This is a genomic window from Arthrobacter sp. zg-Y1219 (assembly GCF_030125545.1).
Taxonomy (GTDB): Bacteria; Actinomycetota; Actinomycetes; order Actinomycetales; family Micrococcaceae; genus Arthrobacter_B.
Genome location: NZ_JASKLY010000001.1, coordinates 101153 through 120589 on the forward strand (window position 1 = coordinate 101153; position 19437 = coordinate 120589).

Annotated in this window: 17 protein-coding genes and 1 pseudogene; 8 read left to right on the forward strand and 10 right to left on the reverse strand. The window is 65.0% G+C overall.

Going from position 1 to position 19437, the window contains the following annotated elements; translation table 11 throughout:
• Positions 1-2 precede the first annotated feature (2 nt).
• A complete protein-coding gene (locus QNO00_RS00480; protein WP_349643456.1) occupies positions 3-1058 on the reverse strand; it encodes a lantibiotic dehydratase C-terminal domain-containing protein in 1056 nt (351 codons plus the stop codon).
• A 105-nt stretch (positions 1059-1163) separates the two neighbouring features.
• On the opposite strand from QNO00_RS00480, the gene QNO00_RS00485 reads away from it, so the two are divergent.
• The 7 genes from QNO00_RS00485 (at position 1164) to QNO00_RS00515 (ending at position 9848) form a co-directional block, all read left to right on the forward strand.
• The gene (locus QNO00_RS00485) at positions 1164-1664 is read left to right on the forward strand and encodes a hypothetical protein (protein ID WP_284023239.1); all 501 of its coding nucleotides are present in this window, start codon (positions 1164-1166) and stop codon (positions 1662-1664) included.
• Between the two features lie 247 nt (positions 1665-1911).
• Complete coding sequence (locus QNO00_RS00490; RefSeq protein WP_229965910.1) at positions 1912-2001, forward strand: potassium-transporting ATPase subunit F; 90 nt, start codon at positions 1912-1914, stop codon at positions 1999-2001.
• Positions 2001-3662 carry a potassium-transporting ATPase subunit KdpA gene (gene kdpA / locus QNO00_RS00495; protein WP_284023240.1) on the forward strand — a complete coding sequence of 554 codons (1662 nt, stop codon included), beginning with the start codon at positions 2001-2003 and terminating at the stop codon, positions 3660-3662. The genes QNO00_RS00490 and kdpA overlap by 1 nt, the downstream gene beginning before the upstream one ends.
• Positions 3663-3664: 2 nt before the next feature.
• Positions 3665-5908, forward strand: coding sequence for a potassium-transporting ATPase subunit KdpB (kdpB, locus tag QNO00_RS00500; protein WP_284023241.1), 2244 nt, complete (start codon positions 3665-3667; stop codon positions 5906-5908).
• A gap of 88 nt (positions 5909-5996) precedes the next feature.
• On the forward strand, positions 5997-6605 hold the full coding sequence (gene kdpC / locus QNO00_RS00505) for a potassium-transporting ATPase subunit KdpC (RefSeq protein ID WP_284023242.1): 609 nt from the start codon (positions 5997-5999) through the stop codon (positions 6603-6605).
• A 4-nt stretch (positions 6606-6609) separates the two neighbouring features.
• Positions 6610-9168, forward strand: a complete 2559-nt coding sequence (locus tag QNO00_RS00510; RefSeq protein WP_284023243.1) for a DUF4118 domain-containing protein — start codon at positions 6610-6612, stop codon at positions 9166-9168.
• Positions 9165-9848: a response regulator gene (locus tag QNO00_RS00515; RefSeq protein WP_284023244.1), complete on the forward strand. Its 684-nt coding sequence runs from the start codon at positions 9165-9167 to the stop codon at positions 9846-9848. Before QNO00_RS00510 ends, QNO00_RS00515 begins: the two co-directional genes overlap by 4 nt.
• A 44-nt stretch (positions 9849-9892) precedes the next feature.
• Here the strand turns inward: QNO00_RS00515 and QNO00_RS00520 are convergent, their stop codons facing one another.
• On the reverse strand, positions 9893-12241 hold the full coding sequence (locus QNO00_RS00520) for an alkaline phosphatase (protein WP_284023245.1): 2349 nt from the start codon (positions 12239-12241) through the stop codon (positions 9893-9895).
• Positions 12242-12439: 198 nt separating this feature from the next.
• Between QNO00_RS00520 and QNO00_RS00525 the strand changes: the two are divergent.
• Positions 12440-12592, forward strand: a pseudogene (locus QNO00_RS00525) (sugar O-acetyltransferase); the annotation flags it as partial.
• 21 nt (positions 12593-12613) lie between these two features.
• Here QNO00_RS00525 and QNO00_RS00530 read toward each other — a convergent pair.
• The 8 genes from QNO00_RS00530 to QNO00_RS00565 form a co-directional block, all read right to left on the reverse strand.
• The gene (locus QNO00_RS00530) at positions 12614-12829 is read right to left on the reverse strand and encodes a helix-turn-helix domain-containing protein (protein WP_231712735.1); all 216 of its coding nucleotides are present in this window, start codon (positions 12827-12829) and stop codon (positions 12614-12616) included.
• A 14-nt stretch (positions 12830-12843) separates the two neighbouring features.
• Complete coding sequence (locus QNO00_RS00535; protein WP_284023246.1) at positions 12844-13485, reverse strand: hypothetical protein; 642 nt, start codon at positions 13483-13485, stop codon at positions 12844-12846.
• A gap of 77 nt (positions 13486-13562) precedes the next feature.
• Positions 13563-14297: a DUF72 domain-containing protein gene (locus QNO00_RS00540; protein WP_284023247.1), complete on the reverse strand. Its 735-nt coding sequence runs from the start codon at positions 14295-14297 to the stop codon at positions 13563-13565.
• Positions 14298-14354: 57 nt separating this feature from the next.
• Positions 14355-14975 (reverse strand): L-threonylcarbamoyladenylate synthase, encoded by a 621-nt coding sequence (locus QNO00_RS00545; protein ID WP_284023248.1) that lies wholly within the window; start codon positions 14973-14975, stop codon positions 14355-14357.
• 219 nt (positions 14976-15194) lie between these two features.
• On the reverse strand, positions 15195-16685 hold the full coding sequence (locus tag QNO00_RS00550; protein ID WP_284023249.1) for an HNH endonuclease signature motif containing protein: 1491 nt from the start codon (positions 16683-16685) through the stop codon (positions 15195-15197).
• A 420-nt stretch (positions 16686-17105) separates the two neighbouring features.
• Positions 17106-17729, reverse strand: coding sequence for a DNA glycosylase AlkZ-like family protein (locus tag QNO00_RS00555; protein ID WP_284023250.1), 624 nt, complete (start codon positions 17727-17729; stop codon positions 17106-17108).
• Between the two features lie 239 nt (positions 17730-17968).
• Positions 17969-18718, reverse strand: a complete 750-nt coding sequence (locus QNO00_RS00560; protein WP_284023251.1) for an SDR family NAD(P)-dependent oxidoreductase — start codon at positions 18716-18718, stop codon at positions 17969-17971.
• Positions 18715-19437 carry a TetR/AcrR family transcriptional regulator gene (locus QNO00_RS00565; protein WP_229965897.1) on the reverse strand — a complete coding sequence of 241 codons (723 nt, stop codon included), beginning with the start codon at positions 19435-19437 and terminating at the stop codon, positions 18715-18717. The genes QNO00_RS00560 and QNO00_RS00565 overlap by 4 nt, the downstream gene beginning before the upstream one ends.

Here is a 19437-nt window from a genome sequence, read left to right on the forward strand (position 1 = left end):
TCCTAAGGGCGCAGGCCGCGCAGGGTGGCTTCACGGTCCTTGCTCCACGAGCGGGCATACAGTCCCAGCGCGGCTTCCTCCAGCACGTCAAAACCGAGACGGTTGAGCAGCTGACTGCCCTGGTACACAGTGAGGTGCTGGGCGCTTCGACTGACCCGCTCCTTGTCCGCTCGGTACAGGTACCCGTCGATGGCCCGGGACCAACGCCGACGCCAGTTTTCCACCGCGGGTTCCGAAGCCGTAACTGCCATCAGGCGGTGGGCGGGCATGATCCGCGGCGCCAGCCGCGCTGTGAGGTCCTCGCGCAGCTTCGCGGCCTGCGGGCCAACGGATCCGGTGCAGCCGCGCAAATGGCTGTCCCAGTAGTAGTCCCAGGAAACGCTCCTGCGGTCAGCCCAGATGGACGAGCGCGGTCCGCGCATCATTGCGTGTGCGGTATCGAAGAGCAGCAGTGCCGCCAACGGGGAGCGGCTCTGTGCATTGGGAAAGCAGGACAGAGCCCAAGCAGCGAGGTCGGAGGACAGCTCGCCAACTTCAGCCGCCAAGTTCAGGCCCTCCAAGCCGCCGAACTTGGCCAGGGCAGACTCGAAGTTGGGCATCACGGACTCTCCTCCCCAGCAGGTCGGGCCAGGGCAGAACCGTTGCTCGGAGATGTCCAGGCTGCCCAGCTGTGCAACAGCCTGATTCACCAGCGCCCGGGTCAAAGACAGCAGGCATTCCAGGACAGCGGGGGGAGCAAGGATACGGACCTGCACGGATGATGTTTCGGGGCTCTGAGACAGCTTGTAAGACCACCGCTCGGCGCCCAGCACCCGGGCGTGTGCAGCCAGCGGCGTCACAATTTGACCAACCACCGGGTCACGGACATCCTTCCTTGCAGGCTGAATGGTCAGGATCCACCATGTGTTTTCGTGATTCAGTAGACTGGCGCCATTGTCAGGAGTCAATCGACACATTTTCCCCCCATATTTGCTTATTGCCGGTGATATTCCCTTGCCGGCAGGGAAATCCCCACTCCACAAAGAGTCACACGTAAGAAGCGGGTGGAGATGGTGCATGGGCTTTAATCCTTTGAGGATCGAGAATCCATTGCCAAGTCAAAGTAACTGTGCTCTGCTGAAACAACAGACCACCCAGGGTCACGGGGATCCGGTAAGGACCGCATGACAGACGGTTCATGGGCTCCAGCCCTTGCTGCGTTGCTGGACAACGAACTGACCGGAACCTTCGGCGGGGTTTTGTTCCAGGTGACGGCGCTGACGTCCTTCGACGCGTCCAGCGTGGAGGTGGTGTGGACCGACGGCCCGCCAATGTATGCGGTCGACGTCATTATCCGCCGGTCGGCCGCATACTTTGAGGTAAGTTTCCTCGGGCCCCGACCGCGCCTTGCCCGCGGGTGCATCTCCAAGAGACGAACCATGAGCCCGGAGGCCGAGGAGCAGCTGCTCAGCCTGCTCGGCTCCGCCCTGGGGATCGAGGAATTCGACTTGGAACATGTCCATCCAACCCCGCCGCTGCTCGCAGCGCCCGGAGGACGCACCACCGCGGGCACCGTTCCCGAATTCCTGGATGTCCTTTTTGAACGGACCAGCTTTTGCACGCAGTGCCCGGCTCCCAGCTCGGGCGGATCCGTAGCCTGCCCGTGCATTATTCCCAGGGATTAACGGACCTGTACCGCTGAATTTCCGTTAAGGTCCGTCCCGGATCCGTTAGGAATCCGTGAGGAAACGTTAATAGCCCCTTTCCAGGGGATCTACTCGTAAAGGCGCATCCGCGCCCTGCCGGCTGCCGCAGCCGGCAGAGGACAACGATTTGATCCCTGGGGGTCCCCTTGCTTGACGTTCTCATTGTGCTGGGCATCGCGGCATTCTTTGCCGCTCTGTTCCTGAGCATCCGGGCGGTGGAGAAGCTGTGATCTTCTTCGACGTCCTCGCGCTGGCCCTGGCGGCAGCCGCAGCAGTTTATCTGCTCGCGGCACTGATCCGACCGGAGCGTTTCTGATGGGCCTCTGGCCGGCCGTGGCCTCCTTCTTCCTCGTCGCCGTGGTGCTCGCAGCGCTCCACCGCCCATTGGGCGACTACATGGCACGGTTTTATACGTCCACCAAGGACCTCGCCGTTGAACGCGGCTTTTACCGCCTCATTGGGGTCGACTCCGCATCGCGGCAGTCCTGGCAGTCCTACCTGCGGAGCATTCTGGCGTTCTCGGCTGTTGGCTTGCTGCTGGTCTATGCACTGCAGCGCACCCAGCATCTGCTTCCGGGGTCGCTGGGCCTGCCGGCCGTTCCGGAAGGGCTCGCGTTCAACACGGCCGCATCCTTTGTCGCCAACACCAACTGGCAGTCGTACTCTCCGGAAGTCACCATGGGCTACGCGGTCCAGCTCACCGGGCTCGCAGTGCAGAACTTCCTCTCGGCAGCCGTCGGCTTGGCCGTGGCCGTGGCCCTCGTCCGCGCCTTCGCGGCCCGGAAGGAAACGACCATCGGTAACTTCTGGACCGACATGACCCGTTCCGTGCTGCGCCTGCTGCTGCCCGGGGCTTTCCTGGGTGCGCTGGTCCTGCTCATCGGCGGCGTCATCCAGAACTTCAACGGCTTCACGGAAGTTGCCACCCTCAGCGGCGGCACCCAGACCCTTCCGGGCGGGCCGGTCGCCTCTCAGGAGTCCATTAAGCTGCTGGGCACCAACGGCGGCGGTTTCTTCAACGCCAATTCGTCCCACCCGTTCGAGAACCCCTCGGCGTGGACCAACCTGGTCCAGATTGTGCTGATGCTCGCCATTCCGTTCAGCCTGCCGCGCACCTTCGGCACCATGATGGGTGACCGCAAGCAGGGCTACGCCATCCTGGCCGCCATGGCAGGCATCTTCACGGTCTCGCTGGCGGCCATGACGGCACTGGAATTCTCCGCCGCCTCCGGCCAAGCCGGCTCGATGGAGGGCAAGGAACAGCGTTTCGGCATCGCCGCCTCCGCCCTCTTCGGCACCACCAGCACGGCAACCTCCACCGGAGCCGTGAACGCCATGCACGACAGCTTCAGCCCGCTGGGCGGCATGATGGCCATGCTCAACATGATGCTCGGCGAAGTGGCACCCGGCGGTGTCGGCTCGGGACTCTACGGCATGCTGATTCTGGCCCTGGTTACCTCCTTCATCGCCGGGCTGCTCGTCGGCCGGACCCCCGAGTATCTGGGCAAGAAGATCGGCCCGCGCGAGATCAAGCTGGCCAGCCTCTACCTGCTGACCATGCCCACCCTCGTGCTCGCCGGCACGGCGCTGAGCTTCGCCGTTCCGGGCATCCGCGAAGACGTACAGGACACCTCCATTCTGAACCCGGGGCTGCACGGCTTCAGCGAGGTGCTGTACGCCTTCACCTCGGCGGCAAACAACAACGGTTCCGCCTTTGCCGGGCTAACCGCCAACACGCCGTGGCTGAACACCGCGCTGGGCCTGGCCATGCTGCTGGGCCGGTTCCTGCCGATGATCTTCGTGTTGGCCCTGGCCGGCTCCCTCGCGGCACAGGACCGGGTTCCGGCCTCCGCCGGCACCCTGCCCACGCACCGGCCCCAGGCCGTCGTAATGCTGGCGGGCGTCACCGTGATCGTGACTGCCCTGACCTTCTTTCCCGTACTCGCGCTGGGTCCCCTGGCGGAAGGGTTGCTCTGACCATGACCACTCTGACGAAAAACTCCCCATCCAACCGCGGTAAAAACTCTGCGGGCAAGCCCGGAAACGGTCCGGACCAAACGCCGGACGGCTCAGGGCCCGGCGACGGCACGAAGTCCGGGCGGGGCAGCGGCTTCTCGGCCGCCCAGCTTGCCGCGGCCTTTCCCGGAGCCCTGCGCAAACTCGATCCGCGCATCATGTGGCACACACCGGTCATGTTCATCGTGGAGGTGGGCGCCGCGCTGATTACCGTCATTGCAGTGGCGGAGTCCGTCACCGGCGGTGCCGGAACCTCCGGCGGCAGCGCGGTGCCGGGAAGCTTCACCTGGCTGATCGCCGCCTGGCTCTGGCTGACCGTCATCTTCGCCAACCTGGCCGAAGCGGTGGCCGAAGGCCGGGGCAAGGCCCAGGCGGCGTCGCTGCGCGCCACCCGCACCACCACCCCGGCGCAGCGGGTTACCGGCTATGACCCGGCCGGCGATCCGTCGGCCTCCCGCACCGCCAGCGAGGAGGTTGCCTCCGCGGATCTGGTGCTCGACGACGTCGTGGTGGTCACCGCCGGCGGAATCATTCCCGGCGACGGCGACATCATTGACGGCATTGCGTCGGTGGACGAGTCGGCCATCACGGGCGAGTCCGCCCCGGTGGTCCGGGAGTCCGGCGGCGACCGGTCAGCCGTGACCGGCGGCACCCGGGTGCTCTCGGACCGCATCGTGGTCCGCATTACCAGCAAGCCCGGGGAGACGTTCGTGGACCGGATGATCCGTCTGGTGGAAGGGGCAGCCCGGCAGAAAACGCCGAACGAGATCGCCCTGGACATCCTGCTGGCCACCCTGTCACTGATCTTCCTGGTCGTTGTGGTGACGCTGAACCCGCTGGCGGGCTACGCCGGCGCCGCGGTGAGCATCCCGGTCCTGGTGGCCCTGCTGGTCTGCCTGATTCCGACCACCATCGGCGCGCTGATCTCCGCCATCGGCATTGCCGGCATGGACCGCCTTGTCCAGCACAACGTGCTGGCCATGTCCGGCCGTGCCGTCGAAGCCGCCGGAGATGTCACCACCCTGCTGCTGGATAAGACCGGCACCATCACGTACGGCAACCGGCAGGCAGCGGACTTCATTCCGGTGGCAAGCGCGGACCGGGATGAACTGATCCGCGCCGCCGTCCTGTCCTCCGCGGAGGATCCGACGCCGGAAGGCAAGTCCATCGTGGACCTGGCCGCCGGCCTGCTGGCGGGAACTGACAGCGCCGGAAAGGACAGGCTTCCCGTCAAGGAGGCCGATGCCGTCAGCGTCCCCTTCACCGCGCAGACCCGGATGAGCGGCCTGGACCGTGCCGACGGGTCGAAGATCCGCAAGGGTGCCGGTTCGGCCGTCATGGACTGGGTAGCCGAGAGCGGCGGAATCAAGGTTGATGTGCTTTCCGACCTGGCCTACCAGGTGGACAAAATCTCTGCCGGCGGCGGCACGCCGCTGGTGGTGGCGGTGCGCGACGCCGACGGCGGCAGCCGGGTACTCGGCGTCGTGCACCTGAAGGACGTGGTCAAGGACGGGCTGAAGGAGCGCTTCGCGGAGCTGCGCACCATGGGCATCCGCACGGTAATGATCACGGGCGATAATCCGCGCACCGCGAAGGCGATTGCAGCGGAAGCCGGGGTGGACGACTTCTTGGCCGAAGCCACCCCGGAGGACAAGATGGCGCTGATCCGCACGGAACAGGCCAAAGGTCAGCTGGTAGCCATGACCGGGGACGGCACCAATGATGCCCCGGCACTGGCCCAGGCCGATGTCGGCGTGGCCATGAACACCGGAACGTCGGCTGCGAAAGAAGCCGGCAACATGGTGGACCTGGACTCGGACCCCACCAAGCTGATCGACATTGTCCGGATCGGCAAGCAGTTGCTGATCACCCGCGGGGCGCTGACCACGTTCTCTATCGCCAATGACGTGGCCAAGTACTTCGCGATCATTCCCGCGATGTTCATGGGAGTTTTCCCGGGACTGGCTGTCCTGAACGTCATGGGCCTGCACTCGCCGGCGTCGGCGATCCTCTCCGCGGTCATCTTCAATGCGCTCGTGATCATCGCCCTGATTCCGCTGGCCCTGCGCGGCGTGAAATACCGCGCCGCGAACGCCTCCGGAATCCTCACCCGGAACCTGCTGGTCTTTGGCGTCGGCGGTGTGGTGGCACCCTTCATCGGGATCAAGCTCATCGACCTGGCCGTGTCCCTGATTCCGGGGTTCTGATGCGGCACCCCGGAGCAGGAACTGACCATCAAGCAGATCAACCAAGCAACCCGCGCGTCAACAACCAGGTCAACAACCAGGGAGCATCATGAGTACCGCACGCACGTCCGCCCGTCAGCTGGGAGTGGCGGTGAGGGCCGCAGTGGTCCTGACCCTGGCCCTGGGCATCGTCTATCCGCTGGCTGTCACCGGGATCGGGCAGGCCGTGGCCAACAACCAGGCCAACGGATCTCCGGTCGCCGTGGACGGCGCCACAGTGGGCTCCGAGCTGATCGGCCAGTCCTTCACCGACGAGGAGGGCGCCGCCCTGCCGCAGTGGTTCCAGTCCCGGCCGTCCGCGGCCGGTGACGGATACGACGGCGGTGCCTCCAGCGGCTCCAACCTGGGTCCCACGAACCCGGACCTGGCAGCGGCAATCGATGAGCGCCGCGAGGCCGTCGCCGCACTCGAGGGAGTGAATCCGAAGGAGGTGCCGGCAGACGCCCTGACGGCGTCGTCGTCGGGCCTCGATCCGCACATCAGCCCCGAGTACGCGCTGCTTCAGGCAAACCGGGTGGCTGCCGAGCGCGGTCTGGACACCGACGAGGTGCGGGCGCTGGTCGAGAATGCGGTGGAAGGGAGGCAGGCAGGAGCGCTGGGGGAGTCCAGGGTGAACGTGTTGCAACTGAACATTGCGCTCGCGCAGTTGGACACTTAGAAGCATGACACGAGGACAACTCCGGGTATTCCTGGGTGCTGCGCCCGGAGTCGGCAAGACGTACACCATGCTCGAAGAGGGCAAGCGGCTGGCCGGCGAGGGCAGGGACGTGGCGGTGGCGGTGGTGGAAACCCACGGCCGCGCCGCCACGGCAGCCATGGCCGAGGGCCTGGAAACGGTGCCTACCATTGCGGTGGACCATCGCGGCCTGCTGCTGTCCGAACTGAATCTGGATGCGGTGCTGGCCCGGCGGCCGGACTACGCCCTGGTGGACGAGCTGGCCCACACCAATGCCCCCGGCCTGGCCCATGCCAAGCGGTGGCAGGACGTCCAGGCCCTGCTCGCTGCCGGAATCAATGTCCTGTCCACCGTGAACATCCAGCACATCGAGTCGCTGAACGACGTCATCGAGCAGATCACCGGCACCGTGCAACGCGAAACGGTGCCGGACTCGGTGCTTCGGGCCGCGGATCAGGTGGAGCTGGTGGACATTGCTCCGCAGCTGCTGCGCGGCCGGCTTTCGCAGGGCATCATCTATCCGTCCGGCCGGGTGGATGCGGCGCTGTCCAATTACTTCCGGCTCGGCAACCTCACTGCGCTGCGGGAGCTGGCGCTGCTCTGGCTGGCGGACGAGGTGGACAGCGCCCTGAACCGCTACCGGGCCGAGAACGGCATTTCGAACAAGTGGGAGGCACGCGAACGGGTGGTGGTGGCCCTGACCGGGGGCCCGGAGGGACAGACCCTGCTGCGCCGGGGTGCGCGCATTGCCGCGCGCTCCGCCGGCGGGGAGCTGCTGGCCGTCCATGTCACCAGCCCCGACGGGCTGAGGGAAACCCATCCGGGTGAACTTGAAGCCCAGCGGGCGCTGGTGGAAAAGCTCGGCGGAACCTTTCACCAAGTGATGGGCGGGGAAGTCCCGCACGCCCTGGTGGAGTTCGCCCGCGGCGTGAACGCCACCCAGCTGGTCATCGGTGTCAGCCGCCGGCCGCGGATCTGGGCCCTGCTGACCGGGCCGGGCATCGGCGCCACGGTGGTGCGCGAGTCCGGAGACATCGACGTGCACATCGTCAACCACCCCGCGGCCGGCGGGCGTCCCGTCCTGCCGCGGCTCGGCGGCGCACTGACGATGCGCCGGCGGCTGTACGGCGGAGCGCTTGCCCTGGCCGGCGGGCCCCTGCTGACCTGGTTCCTAGTGACCATGAGCACTCCGGCTTCGATCACCGGCGACGTGCTCAGCTACCAGCTGCTGGTTATTCTGGTGGCCCTCACGGGCGGCATCTGGCCGGCACTGTTTGCTGCGCTGCTCTCCGGCATCACCCTGGACTACTTCTTCATTCAGCCCCTGTACACGGTTACGGTTGCGACTCCGGAGCATGTGCTCGCGCTGATCCTGTATATCGTGAACGCCGTGCTGGTCAGTTTCGTTGTCGACCGTGCCGCCCGCCGTTCCCGCACGGCCGACCGCGCCGCCGCCGAGTCCGACCTGCTGGCCTCGGTGGCCGGAAACGTCCTGCGCGGAGAAGACGCCCTGGCGGCACTGGTGGGACGCACCCGGGAAGCCTTCAACCTCACCACCGTGCGTCTGCTGGCCGACGACGCCGTGCTCGCCGCTGCGGGCACGGTTCCGGGCACGGTTCCGGGAACTGCAGCCCCCACCCGGCTGCCGGTCGGGGATCGGGCGGTGCTGGAACTGTACGGCCGCGATCTGGAGGCCTCGGACCGCCGGCTGCTGGCGGTGATCACTGCCCAGCTGGAGGCGGCCCTGGATTTCGGCGACCTTACCCAGACTGCCGAGGGTCTCGGGTCCCTCGCGGCCGCCGACAAGGTCCGCACCGCGCTGCTGGCCGCCGTCGGGCACGACCTGCGCCGCCCGCTCACGGCGGCAACTGCCGCAGTCACCGGGCTGCGGGCCCCGGATGTGCAGTGGAGCGAGCAGGACCGCGCCGAGCTGCTGGCCACTGCTGAGGAATCCCTGGCCACGCTGTCGGGGTTGGTCACGAGCCTGCTCGATGTCAGCCGGCTGCAGGCCGGGGTGCTTGGCGTGAGCCTCGCCCCGCTGGAGACGGCCGAGGTGGTGCTTCCGGCCCTGGAAGAACTGAACCTGGGCCCGGCCGAAGTGGAGCTGGAGATTCCTCCGGACCTTCCGCCGGTGCTGGCCGATTCCGTGCTGCTGCAGCGCGTCCTGGTGAATCTGCTGGCGAACGCGGTGCGGTTCTCCCCGTCCGGATCCAAGGTGGTGCTGGCGGCGAGCGCGTTTGCCGGCCGGGTGGAAGTACGCGTCATAGACTGTGGGCCGGGAATCTCTTCCGACCGCCTGGAAGACGTGTTCGTGCCGTTTCAGCGGCTGGGGGACACCGACAACCTGACCGGACTGGGTCTGGGACTGGCGCTGGCCAAGGGCTTCATGGAAGGAATGATGGGAACGCTGGAGACCGAGGATACGCCCGGCGGCGGACTGACCATGGTGCTGTCCCTTCCCGCGGCCGACATTTCGGGTGCGGCTTCGGGTGCGGTTGCGGTTCCGGTTGACTCAGCCCCGTCCCGCGAATCGGGTGCCCTGTGAAAATCCTGGTCGCCGACGACGACGTGCAGATCCTCCGGGCCCTGCGCATCACCCTCGCCGCCTACGGCTACGAGGTGGCCACGGCTGCCGACGGTGCCGCGGCGGTGCGCAAGGCCGTGGAAGAGCATCCGGACCTGATCGTCCTGGATTTGGGCATGCCCAGGCTCAGCGGCATGGAGGTCATCGCGGCGGTGCGCGGCTGGAGCCGGGCACCGATCCTGGTCATCTCCGGCCGCACCGACTCTGCCGACAAGGTCCGTGCCCTGGACCTGGGAGCCGACGACTACGTGACCAAACCTTTCTCCACTGAGGAACTGATGGCACGCATCCGTGCCCTGACCCGCCGCACTCCGGCGGCTCCGGAGCAGTCCGAAGTGGTCTTCGGCGACGTCCGGGTGGATTTGGCGGCGAAGTCAGTGGTGCGGATTTCCGACGGTTCCGCCATCCGGCTGACCCCCACCGAGTGGCGGCTGCTGGAAGCACTGGTGCAGTACCCGGGCCGGCTCATCAGCCAGCCTTCCCTGCTCACCGAGGTATGGGGTCCGGGCACCACTGACACCGGCTATCTCCGCCTCTACATGGGACAGCTGCGCCGCAAGCTGGAAGCCGACCCCGCCGTTCCGGTGCACTTTGTCACCGAGCACGGCATGGGGTACCGCTTTGTTCCGGCCCGGGCTTAGCAGGCTTCCTTATTCCATTCCTCCTGGCGCTTTGCTCTGATGCCTCAGGAACGGCTGTAAACCCGCGGCAGCTTCAGGCCGCGTTCCTCCATGACTGAGCGCAGCAGTGTCGGGTAGTCGGTGATGAGTCCATCCACCCCCAGATCCATCAGGGCGTTCATGGCATCCGTTGTGTTGACGGTCCAGGGAATGACCGGAAGACCGGCGTCGTGCGCCTCTTGGATCAGCTGCGCGGTGACAGAAGTGGCGATGGGGGAGAGGACGTCGTACCCGGCCGCTGCGGCGGCCAGGGCGGGCGATCCGTTGTAATCGTCGATGTCCATGCCGCCCAGCTGGGGCGCGGCGCCGGGCTGGCCCACCTGCAGGGCAACGGCGTTGTGGGCCAGCGCCACCAGCTTCAGGTCCGGTGCGATGTCGGCCACCACGTTCAGGGCGGCCCAGTCAAAGGATTGGATGGTGGTGCGGCGTTCCCGGCCCGAGGCTTCAACTTCCGCGACGACGGCACGCGCCAGGGCTTCCATTCCCGGACCGCCCTCCAGGCCGTCTTCAACCTTGGTTTCGACGTTGAAGCGGATCTTTCGGGCATCGTAGGCATCGGCAAGCGCATACACGTCCCGGAGTTCTGCGATGCGGTTACCCTCCACCACCTCCTGGTCGGGATAGCCCGGCAGCTGCTGGAAGCCGCAGTCGAGGGTCTTGATCTGCGCCAGGTCCAGAAGTGCCACACGGTCACCCACATAGGGGAACTCGGGGTCCACAGGCCGGGCAGGGGCGGTGTCCCGGCACTTCTCCGGCATGATCAAGTCGTCATGCCACACGATCACCTTGCCGTCTTCGGTCAAATGCGTGTCCAGTTCCAAGGTGCTGACCCCAAGCTCAAGTGATCGGGCAAAGGCTGTCAGGGATTCCTCCGTGTATTCGCCGCGTCCGCCGCGGTGTGACTGCAGGTCGAAGCGGGTCTTGGGCTTATTCCAGTCCGGAGGATTACCGCCGCCCTCGCCGTCGCCGTCCGCGCCCGCACGCATCACCTGGACCATGACGTCGAAGATATGAGTGTTTTCGTAGACTCCGTTCAGCAGTTCTGATCCCGGCCCCATGGCCGTGAGGGGAACGTCCAGCGCTGTATGTCCGCCGGTGGTCCAGTCCACCATGAACTGCTGGTTCGAGTTCGCCACCGGCAGCGGGCCGTCCTCGGCGGAGGGGCCGTCTCCGGACTCGTCCGGTTCCTCTCCGGGCTCGGGAACATCGACGGCTTCAATGGTCATGCCGCCGGTCTGGTGATCACCCACGACAATGAGCAGGGTGTCGCCGTCCTGTTCCGCAAAATCCTTGGCGAGGGCCACTGACCGGTCGAACTCGATGCCCGATTCAATCGTGAGCTCGGCGTTGTTCACGTGGCTGAAGGAATCGATGCCTTCCTCCTCGACCATGAGGAAGAATCCGTCATTGCCGCGGCTCCCGTTGTCTCCTTGGGCTCGGTCACCGTTATCGGCGTCGTTGCCGTTGCCGCCATCGCCCGCGCCCCCGGAGCCAAGGATTTCGAGTGCCTTGGACGTCATCTCCGTCAGGGGAACTGTGGGCTGGTACAGCGGTTCGACGTCGTCGCCGTACTGGAACATCTCTTCGTTGGCGAAGAGGCCCAGCAGCATGGGCGAGTCGGCTGCCTGCAGGCCCTCGCGATCCCAAACATATTCGTACCCGAGGGACTGGGCCTCCTCGACGAGATTCCCCTCGGTTCCGGCACTCTGCTCGGACGGATCTTCCGGCGGATTGTCCGGATGGCGCCCCGGGTTTCCGGCCGGATACCAGTGATCCTCGCCGCCACCCAGGATGACCTCGGGCCGGCTGCTCTCCAGGAACTGACGCGCAATGGCACTCTGTTCGTCCCGGTCCGCAACATGGGATCCGAAGGCCGCCGGCGTGGCATCGGTGACGTTGCTGGTGGTCACCAGTCCCGTCGATTTGCCCAGCTCCTCGGCCACTTCCAGAGCCGTGGTGACCGGCTGCTGCTCGAGGTCAACGCCAATGGCGCGGTTGTACGTCTTGACTCCGGTGGCCATGGCCGTGGCGGCCGCCGCTGAGTCCGTAACGAAGCTTTCCGGATCCGCGGAATTAGTGTGCACCCTGCCGGCGGAGGGCAGGGAATCCATCTCCAACTCTCCGGTTAGTCCCACCAAGGCCAGTCGGATGGCTTCGCGCTGACCCGGTCCCATGCCGTCCCCGACCATCAGGATCACGTTCCGTGCTGCGGGGGACCCGCCGTAGTCGCCTCCTCCCTGACCTTCTCCCGTCCCATGCAGCCCGATGAATGGTGCAGTTCCCAAAACGACGGCGGTTGCCGCCGCCGTCGTCACTGCCCGCAGCGTGTGTTTTCCCGCGATTGCCTGTTTCACAGCGAATTCCTCCCAGAGTGCGATGACCAGCCTGCGATGAATGGACCAGCAGTGTTCTGGTCCAAGTCGGCGTCCCCTGTGCCTCCGTGGCGTCAACAGTTCTCATCTGTGAACTGTCCGTCAAGCGAAGTCGTGGACAGCCGGGCGGGATGCGGCCGAATGGAGGTGTTTCCTGCAGTCCTTCTTGTTTTTCCGGGTCTGACTCCCACCCATCCGGTGGAGCCGCAGCGTTCTGCCGGGTGTCAGGTCGGGGAGAACTCAGTGATTGGCGCAGGAGCCGTGGTTACCCGGGCTGTGCCGGAGAATGTGGTGGTCGTGGGCAATCCGGCGCGGGTGATCAGGAACCTCTAGGTGGTTTCCGCTGGGGTCTCTTTACGTTTGGGGTCTCAGGACCAGCAGATCTCCGATGGAGCAGTCCAGGGCTCGGCAGATTGCTGTCAGGGTGGAGAAGCGGATCGCCTTGGCCCGGTCGTTCTTGAGGACTGAGAGATTCACGATGCTGACATCCACTCGCTTGCTGAGTTCAGTCAGCGTCAGCTTCCGCTCAGCCAGCAGTTCATCGAGCCTGCAGTGCACAGATGAGTCCAAGTCAACAGGCGGCACTAGACCAGCCCTTCGCCGTCGCGCTGAAATCTGCTGCCGAGGTGGAAGGCTGCTGCCAGCAGGGCCAGGAATATGCCGAACATCAGGATCACCGCATCCAACGCGCCAAAGACGTAACCGTCGGTGAATGGCGCGTTTCTCAGATCGATGCCCGCGTCGGAGAGGATGCGCTCGTTAATGCTGGCGAACACCGAGGGCAGAACTGCGGATCCGGCAACGATCACAGCGGAAGAGACGCAGAAGCCGAGAGTCATAAGCCGCCCAAACGGCTGGCCCCTGTAGACGCGGAGACAGAGGTAGCCAAGAAACGCGGTAATCAGGGCTGGGACGGTGCACCCAATCCCCATCGTGGCCGACCACATCGACAATCCTTCGGACTCAACGTTTTGCAGTGACAGTTGGTAGCTCTCCGAGGATCCGCTGACGATTTGGGGACTCAGGTGCGTCCAAGCGGAGTCCTGTATTGGAGCTGCGGGCAGGGTTAGCTCCACCCGTCCGGACATTGGCATGATGACCGCGGCGACCGCCGCTCCCAGGCACACGAGAGTAGTAAACCCGGAGATCAACATTCCAATCACCAGCCCAACTTTTTGGGCAGTGCGTGCGCTCTTGCGGGTCAGCGGTATGGATGTTGTTGCCATGGGGTCTCCCTGCGCGGAATGGGTTATCGAATACCGTTAACATAACGGTATTCGATAACTGCGGCAAGGGTTGGTCGCTAGATTCTTTCCTTCAGCAGCGTGCGCAGGGTCCGGGCGTTGCGGACCGCGTGGCCTTCGCCGTCGTTGTTGAAATACACATAGACGTCCTTGCCCAGGGCTTCCCACTCGCGGATCCGGTCACCCCACCAGTGCAGGTCCTCGTCGCTGTAGGAACCGGCGTAGAGGTGCTCCGGGTCGGGGCCATGCATGCGCAGATACACGAACGACGCCGTGGCGCGCAGGTTGCACGGAAGGTGAGCTCCGCTCATGACGGTATACGCGGCGTCGTGCCGTGACAGGAGATCGTAGACGTCTTCGGTTTCCCAACTGGGATGCCGGAACTCCACAGCCACCCTGATCTCCCGGGGGAGTGTAGTCAGGAAATACGCCAGCCGCTCGTCGTCGCGCTCCATATCCGGCGGCAGCTGCACGATCAGGACACCGGCTTTATCGCCGAGTTCCTTCCAGCAGCGGCTGATGCGTCCGATCCATTCCTCGGGGTCGCGAAGCTTGCGGCCGTGGGTCAGTCCCCGCGGCGCCTTGACCGAAAACTGATAGCTGGCCGGCAGCCGCTCCCGGTAGGCGGCAAAGGCCGGCTCGCGCGGCCAGCGGTAGAAACTTCCGTTGAACTCGACCGTGTCGAATTCCGCGGCGTAAGTTTCCAGCCACAGCCGGTTAGGCAGCCCGGGCGGATACAGCACGTGTCGCCAGTCGTTGTAGCTCCAGCCCGAGGTGCCGATGTGCAATGCCATGGCTCCAGCCTGTCACGGGTTCGGCGGCGAGGCGGTTAGCTTCGCCGCCGGATTGGTTTACTCGAAGCGCGAGGGGTCACCGGTGCCACGGCGGACAATTTCCGGCTCACCGCTGGAGAAGTCGATGACGGTGGTCAGATCCGGACCGCAGAACCCGGAATCGAGAACTGCGTCGACCTGGTGGTCTAGCCGTTCCTTGATTTCCCATCCCTGAGTCAGGGGATCTTCTTCGCCGGGCAGCAGCAGGGTGCTGGAGATCATCGGTTCACCCAATTCTTCCAGCAGCGCCTGGACCAGTTTGTTGTCCGGGATGCGGACGCCCACCGTCTTCTTCTTGGGCTGTGAGAGCCAGCGCGGCACGTCCTTCACCGCCGGCAGGATGAAGGTGTAGCTGCCCGGAGTGACGGCCTTGATGCTGCGGAAGATGTTGTTGTCCATCTGCACGAACTGGCCGAGCTGGGCGAAATCTTTGCACATCAGCGTGAAGTGGTGTTTGTCGTCCAGCTGCCGGATGGACCTGATCCGGTCCAATGCGTCCTTGTTGCTCAGCTGGGCTCCCAGGGCATAACAGGAATCTGTGGGATAGGCGATCAATCCGCCGGAGCGCAGAATCGCAACTACCTGTCCGATGGTGCGTTGCTGCGGATTCTCGGGGTGGATGTCAAAGTATCGTGCCATGTCATGAGCTTACCGCTGCAGGCTGGCACTCCTTGTTGGCCAACGAGGCTGGGCGGCACGGAAGGGGTGGAATCGTGACTCACCTCAGGAGCTTTGGCGGCGGTCATAACTGTGGACGAGGTCTGGCCCACGGAAAGTTTGGGTAGTGGCAACGGCTGTGGTCCGTGGGCTGGGATCGGCGAGTTGGGCATCTGAGGGTGCCGTACGGAAGAGCAGCCGTCAGAAGGGTGGCGGGTGGTCGCCGTAGTCGTCCGGGTTCACCGCGTTACGGGCAGACGACGGATCTGGTCCCGCCGTATTTCCTTGAACGGTGTCGTTGTTCGCTGTGATCCCTGGCCGCAGATAACCACCGTCATCGCTACACGTTTCCCGGGACAGGCTCAGTTGCGGTTCGGTGCGGTAACACCTGCCGCCCGGCGAGGTCCACTCAATCACCCCGGGACGAGGCTGCCGGGCTTTCCAAAACCCTGCGGTTTTGAACATGTGATGCCGCCGGCACAAATGCTCCAGATTGTCATGATCAGTCGGCCCGCCCCGAGCCCACGGCTTGGTGTGATCGATCTCGGAAATCACCGCATTGGTCCGGCACCCCGGGAACCGGCAGGTTCCGTCCCGCACCCGCAGAACCCGTTTCAATCCGTCGGGGACCTTCCGCCGTTTCCCCACCCGCAGGATTTCTTCGGTGTCCGGATCCCGTTCCACCGGTGTCCATTTCGCCGCTTCCCGAGCCATCCCCCGGGCCGTTACGGGACTGATCGGTCCGTACCCGTTCAGTTCCGCCGGCTGATCATCGGCACCGAAGAGGGTTTCAGCGTTGATCAGCACCAGAATCTCCGTCCGCGCCCGGGGACCATGGCCAATACGGCAGGACCCGGACCCCTTCCCGGAGCGGGAACCGGAACCTCGGCTGCTGGCCTTGTTGCCGGAGCCGGAACTACGACCCTTACGCTTCTTACCCCCGCCACCTGTGCCACCCACGCTACGGCCACCTTTGCCGCGAACACCACCACCGTTTCTGCACTCGTCCCGGCATTCATGGTCGTGACCGCCGAGCAAGTCCGTGAGGATATCCGTGCGCAACTGATCCACCGTGCGCGTGTCCCCGGCGGCCTGCTCACCCCGGGCCGCAACACTGAGCTGAGTAAAGATCGCTTGGGCTTTCTCGGCCGGCAGCAACGCCGAAAGCCAGGACATCCCGTCCGGCTCCGGACGCACCCACACCGTCCGCTGCTCAAACGCCGTCAACTGCCGCTGCACGATGGTCTGCGGATAGTACTGCTCCCGCAGCCGCTGCGCCTTCACCCGGAACTGGATTCTGGTCTGACCCGCAGCCAGACCCAACAGCTCCGCCTCGAACCCGGGCAGCTCCGCCGGCACCACTCCCACACACTGCTCCACCAGAGTCTCGACATGCCCGTAACTGATCTGCCCGGCCTCCAACGCCTTCAGCGTGGCCGTGTTCCTGGTGCAGAGATCACCGGCCTGACTCATCAACGCCTTTCCGGTACCGGTAGGCACCCCCAGAATGGTCGCGGCTTCCTCCGCAGCGAGACTGAACGCCATCTCCGCGTCCCGCAACCCGGTAACGGATAGCGTCTCGTCCTCGTAAACGGTCTGCAGCCGGGACAGGACCCGACCCTGCTGCGCCTGCACCCACCGCGACAAATGATTGAGCCGGGCCAACACCGTCCCGGTTTGCTCCTCAGTCAACGACTCCACACCCTGCAGAACCAGAGATCCGGTAAACCCATCACCCGGCTCACCTCCGGCCACCCCAGGCTCAGCGACAAAGACGAACCGACTGCAAGCTGCAGTCTCACCGCCAGTGCCGGGAGTCCCGGTCGAAGATCCGTTCTGATCCATGACTAAAGACTTTCACCCGGCACTGACATTCCCGGTTCGAGAAGCCCCAAAACCACTTCAAACAGCGCCAAAACAGCCCAAAACAGGCCCTTTTGAGGACGCACGAATACCCGACTTTTTCGCCGGACTACCTACGCCCCTTAGCCGATACCTGTGCACGCCAATAAGACAGCATCTCTGGTCACAGGTCCGGCCCCCTGCGTAGCGACCGCACCACTCACCACCCTTCGCCCTCCAACCACCACCCACCGCCCACCGCGCAGCGGCTTACGACCGTGACACGGCGGCATGGGCTTCCACAGAGAGGAAGCGTCCGTACAACGTGGCCGCCGTCTCGACCGCACGCCTCATCTCCGTACCACTCAGCATTTTTACCCCAGGCAATATCGGGCCCACTCGGTCTGGAAACAATGACACGTCCACGTCGATATTTCCCTTTCGCTCCGAGGCCGACCAGATACCAGCCACAACACCGTCGACAACGACGGGCGACCGGAACAGCCCGTTCTTTCCCGGGCCCACAAATGCTTGGTGCTCGGACGCCAGAATCGGCCCGCGGTCGGCATAACCAATGTGGAACTCATCGAAACCCGGCAGGAGATGGACACGCGGAAAGACCGTCACATCGGCGGGAGGGGGCGTAAGTGTGAGCACGACGACGCCGGCAGCCAGTGCCGCCTCGACGTCGCCGCGAGTGCTTCCCGGCGCCCGTTGGCCGACGCTCCACAAGGCGCCGCCAAGGTTTTGGGCCTGCACGGCCAAAAGGCGGCGAACAGTCTCGGCCGCCCCGACGGGTTCGGATGCCACCAGGAGCTGAGACCGTAACCGAAGCTGCCGCAGGTCGTTCGCCGTAAATGTTCCCGCGTGACGGCCGGTGCTCCGCGCTTTCATGCCGCAACCCTACAACTGCGGATCCGGGGGACTGGCAGGGCGGCCCCGTGGCCGGCAGACGCCCACACGAACAGGCGCACAGACGCACAGGCCGCCAGGCGCACACAGGCGCACAGACGCACGTGGCCGCCAGACGCACAGACGCACTGGTTCCCACTCTTGGTTCAGCCCTGGGGCTGATGTGACCCCAACAGGTAACAGGGGCAACAGAGAGTGGGAACCAGTGCGCGCGGGTTCTTCTAGTAGAGCTTGATGCTTCCGCCGTCGGCCATCAGCGTCTGGCCGGTCAGGTAGCGGGACTCTTCGCTGGCCAGGAAGGCAACGATCGGTGCGATGTCGGTCTCGGGATCGCCCAGGCGGCCCAGCGGAACACCGTTCACTACTTCCTGGTACTGCTCCGGGTAGGCCTTGCTCCACTGGACGATGCCCGGAGTCAGCGCAACAGGGCTGACAACGTTGACGCGGATGCCGTCGGCTGCCCACTCATTCGCAGCCGTGCGGGTGATGGCCCGGATGGCTTCCTTCGCTGCAGCGTAGGCCACCTGGTTGGGCAGGCCCTTGATCCCGGCACCGGAACCGAAGTTGATGATGCTGCCCCGGGTCTTCTTCAGTTCCGGATGGGCTGCCTGCATCAGGTACAGGGTGGCCAGGGTTCCGGTGCCGAAGGACAGGTTCCAGATCTCCGGAGTGGTTTCCAGGATCGGCGCCTGCTTGGAGGCGTGGGCGTTGTTGACCAGGATGTCCAGGCCGCCAAAGCGGGCAACCGTTTCGGCAACGATCTCGGCAGCACTCTCGGGAAGGGAAATGTCCTTGCGGATGAAGATGAGTTCACCGATGTTGCCGAGGTCGGCAACAAGCTTGTCGCCCTGCTCCTGGTCGATGTCAACGACAGCCACCTTGGCGCCCTCGGAAAGGAAGTGGCGGACGATGCCCTGCCCGATGCCGCCGGCGCCGCCGGTGACAATGGCGGTCTTGTTGCTGAGTTTCACTTTTGTTCCTTCTCTAAGCCGGATTGCTTTTCTTGCCGCATCCGGACGGTTGTTGAAAGTTGGGTCTCCACGCCGTGCAGGAAGCCGCTCACAGCAAAGTCCAGCGACCTCCTGGAGGCATCATAGGTAATGCCGCGGCCGCGGAACCGGGCAGTGACGGAATCGGGACTGGCGCCGTCGTCGGCGTTAAGGGGCACGACGGCGTTGGGCCGGGTGGGGCGGTACCGCCCCGGCCCGGGGTTCGCAGCCAGCGCGAGGACGGCAGTGCCGATCACGATGGCCGAGACGCCTACGACGCAGTCAAAACATTCGTCCTCCGACAGGCCGGCCGCTTTGAGTGCCTGCAGCAGCACCTCGAGCTCGGCGGTCGGCGCCATGTCCAGGAGCCGGCTGGGACCCAGGACTATCTGCAGCAGCCACGGATGCCGGTGGAAACCCTCCCACTGCGCCACGGCCATGTGCCGCAGCATCTCCTGCCAGGAAGCCGGTTCCGGAGGCAGCAGGACAAACTCCCGGGCCGCCTCGGCGGCCATGGCCAGCAGCAGGGATTCCCGGTTCTCGACGTGGCGGTACAAAGCCATGGCGGAGACGCCGAGAATCTCAGCGACGTTCCGCATGGACACTGCCTCCAGGCCTTCCCGGTCTGCCAGATCAAGCCCACAGGCCGCGATGGCGGCGGCAGAGAGGGGACCGCGGTGGGCGTCCGGAAGGGGGTTCAT

What these genes read in the sequence shown, in the direction of transcription:
- QNO00_RS00480 (WP_349643456.1), bottom strand. Translation starts at nt 1,058, where the DNA reads ATGCACCATCTCCACCCGCTTCTTACGTGTGACTCTTTGTGGAGTGGG.
- QNO00_RS00485 (WP_284023239.1), top strand. Translation starts at nt 1,164, where the DNA reads ATGACAGACGGTTCATGGGCTCCAGCCCTTGCTGCGTTGCTGGACAAC.
- kdpA (WP_284023240.1), top strand. Translation starts at nt 2,001, where the DNA reads ATGGGCCTCTGGCCGGCCGTGGCCTCCTTCTTCCTCGTCGCCGTGGTG.
- kdpB (WP_284023241.1), top strand. Translation starts at nt 3,665, where the DNA reads ATGACCACTCTGACGAAAAACTCCCCATCCAACCGCGGTAAAAACTCT.
- kdpC (WP_284023242.1), top strand. Translation starts at nt 5,997, where the DNA reads ATGAGTACCGCACGCACGTCCGCCCGTCAGCTGGGAGTGGCGGTGAGG.
- QNO00_RS00510 (WP_284023243.1), top strand. Translation starts at nt 6,610, where the DNA reads ATGACACGAGGACAACTCCGGGTATTCCTGGGTGCTGCGCCCGGAGTC.
- QNO00_RS00535 (WP_284023246.1), bottom strand. Translation starts at nt 13,485, where the DNA reads ATGGCAACAACATCCATACCGCTGACCCGCAAGAGCGCACGCACTGCC.
- QNO00_RS00540 (WP_284023247.1), bottom strand. Translation starts at nt 14,297, where the DNA reads ATGGCATTGCACATCGGCACCTCGGGCTGGAGCTACAACGACTGGCGA.
- QNO00_RS00545 (WP_284023248.1), bottom strand. Translation starts at nt 14,975, where the DNA reads ATGGCACGATACTTTGACATCCACCCCGAGAATCCGCAGCAACGCACC.
- QNO00_RS00555 (WP_284023250.1), bottom strand. Translation starts at nt 17,729, where the DNA reads ATGAAAGCGCGGAGCACCGGCCGTCACGCGGGAACATTTACGGCGAAC.
- QNO00_RS00565 (WP_229965897.1), bottom strand. Translation starts at nt 19,437, where the DNA reads ATGAACCCCCTTCCGGACGCCCACCGCGGTCCCCTCTCTGCCGCCGCC.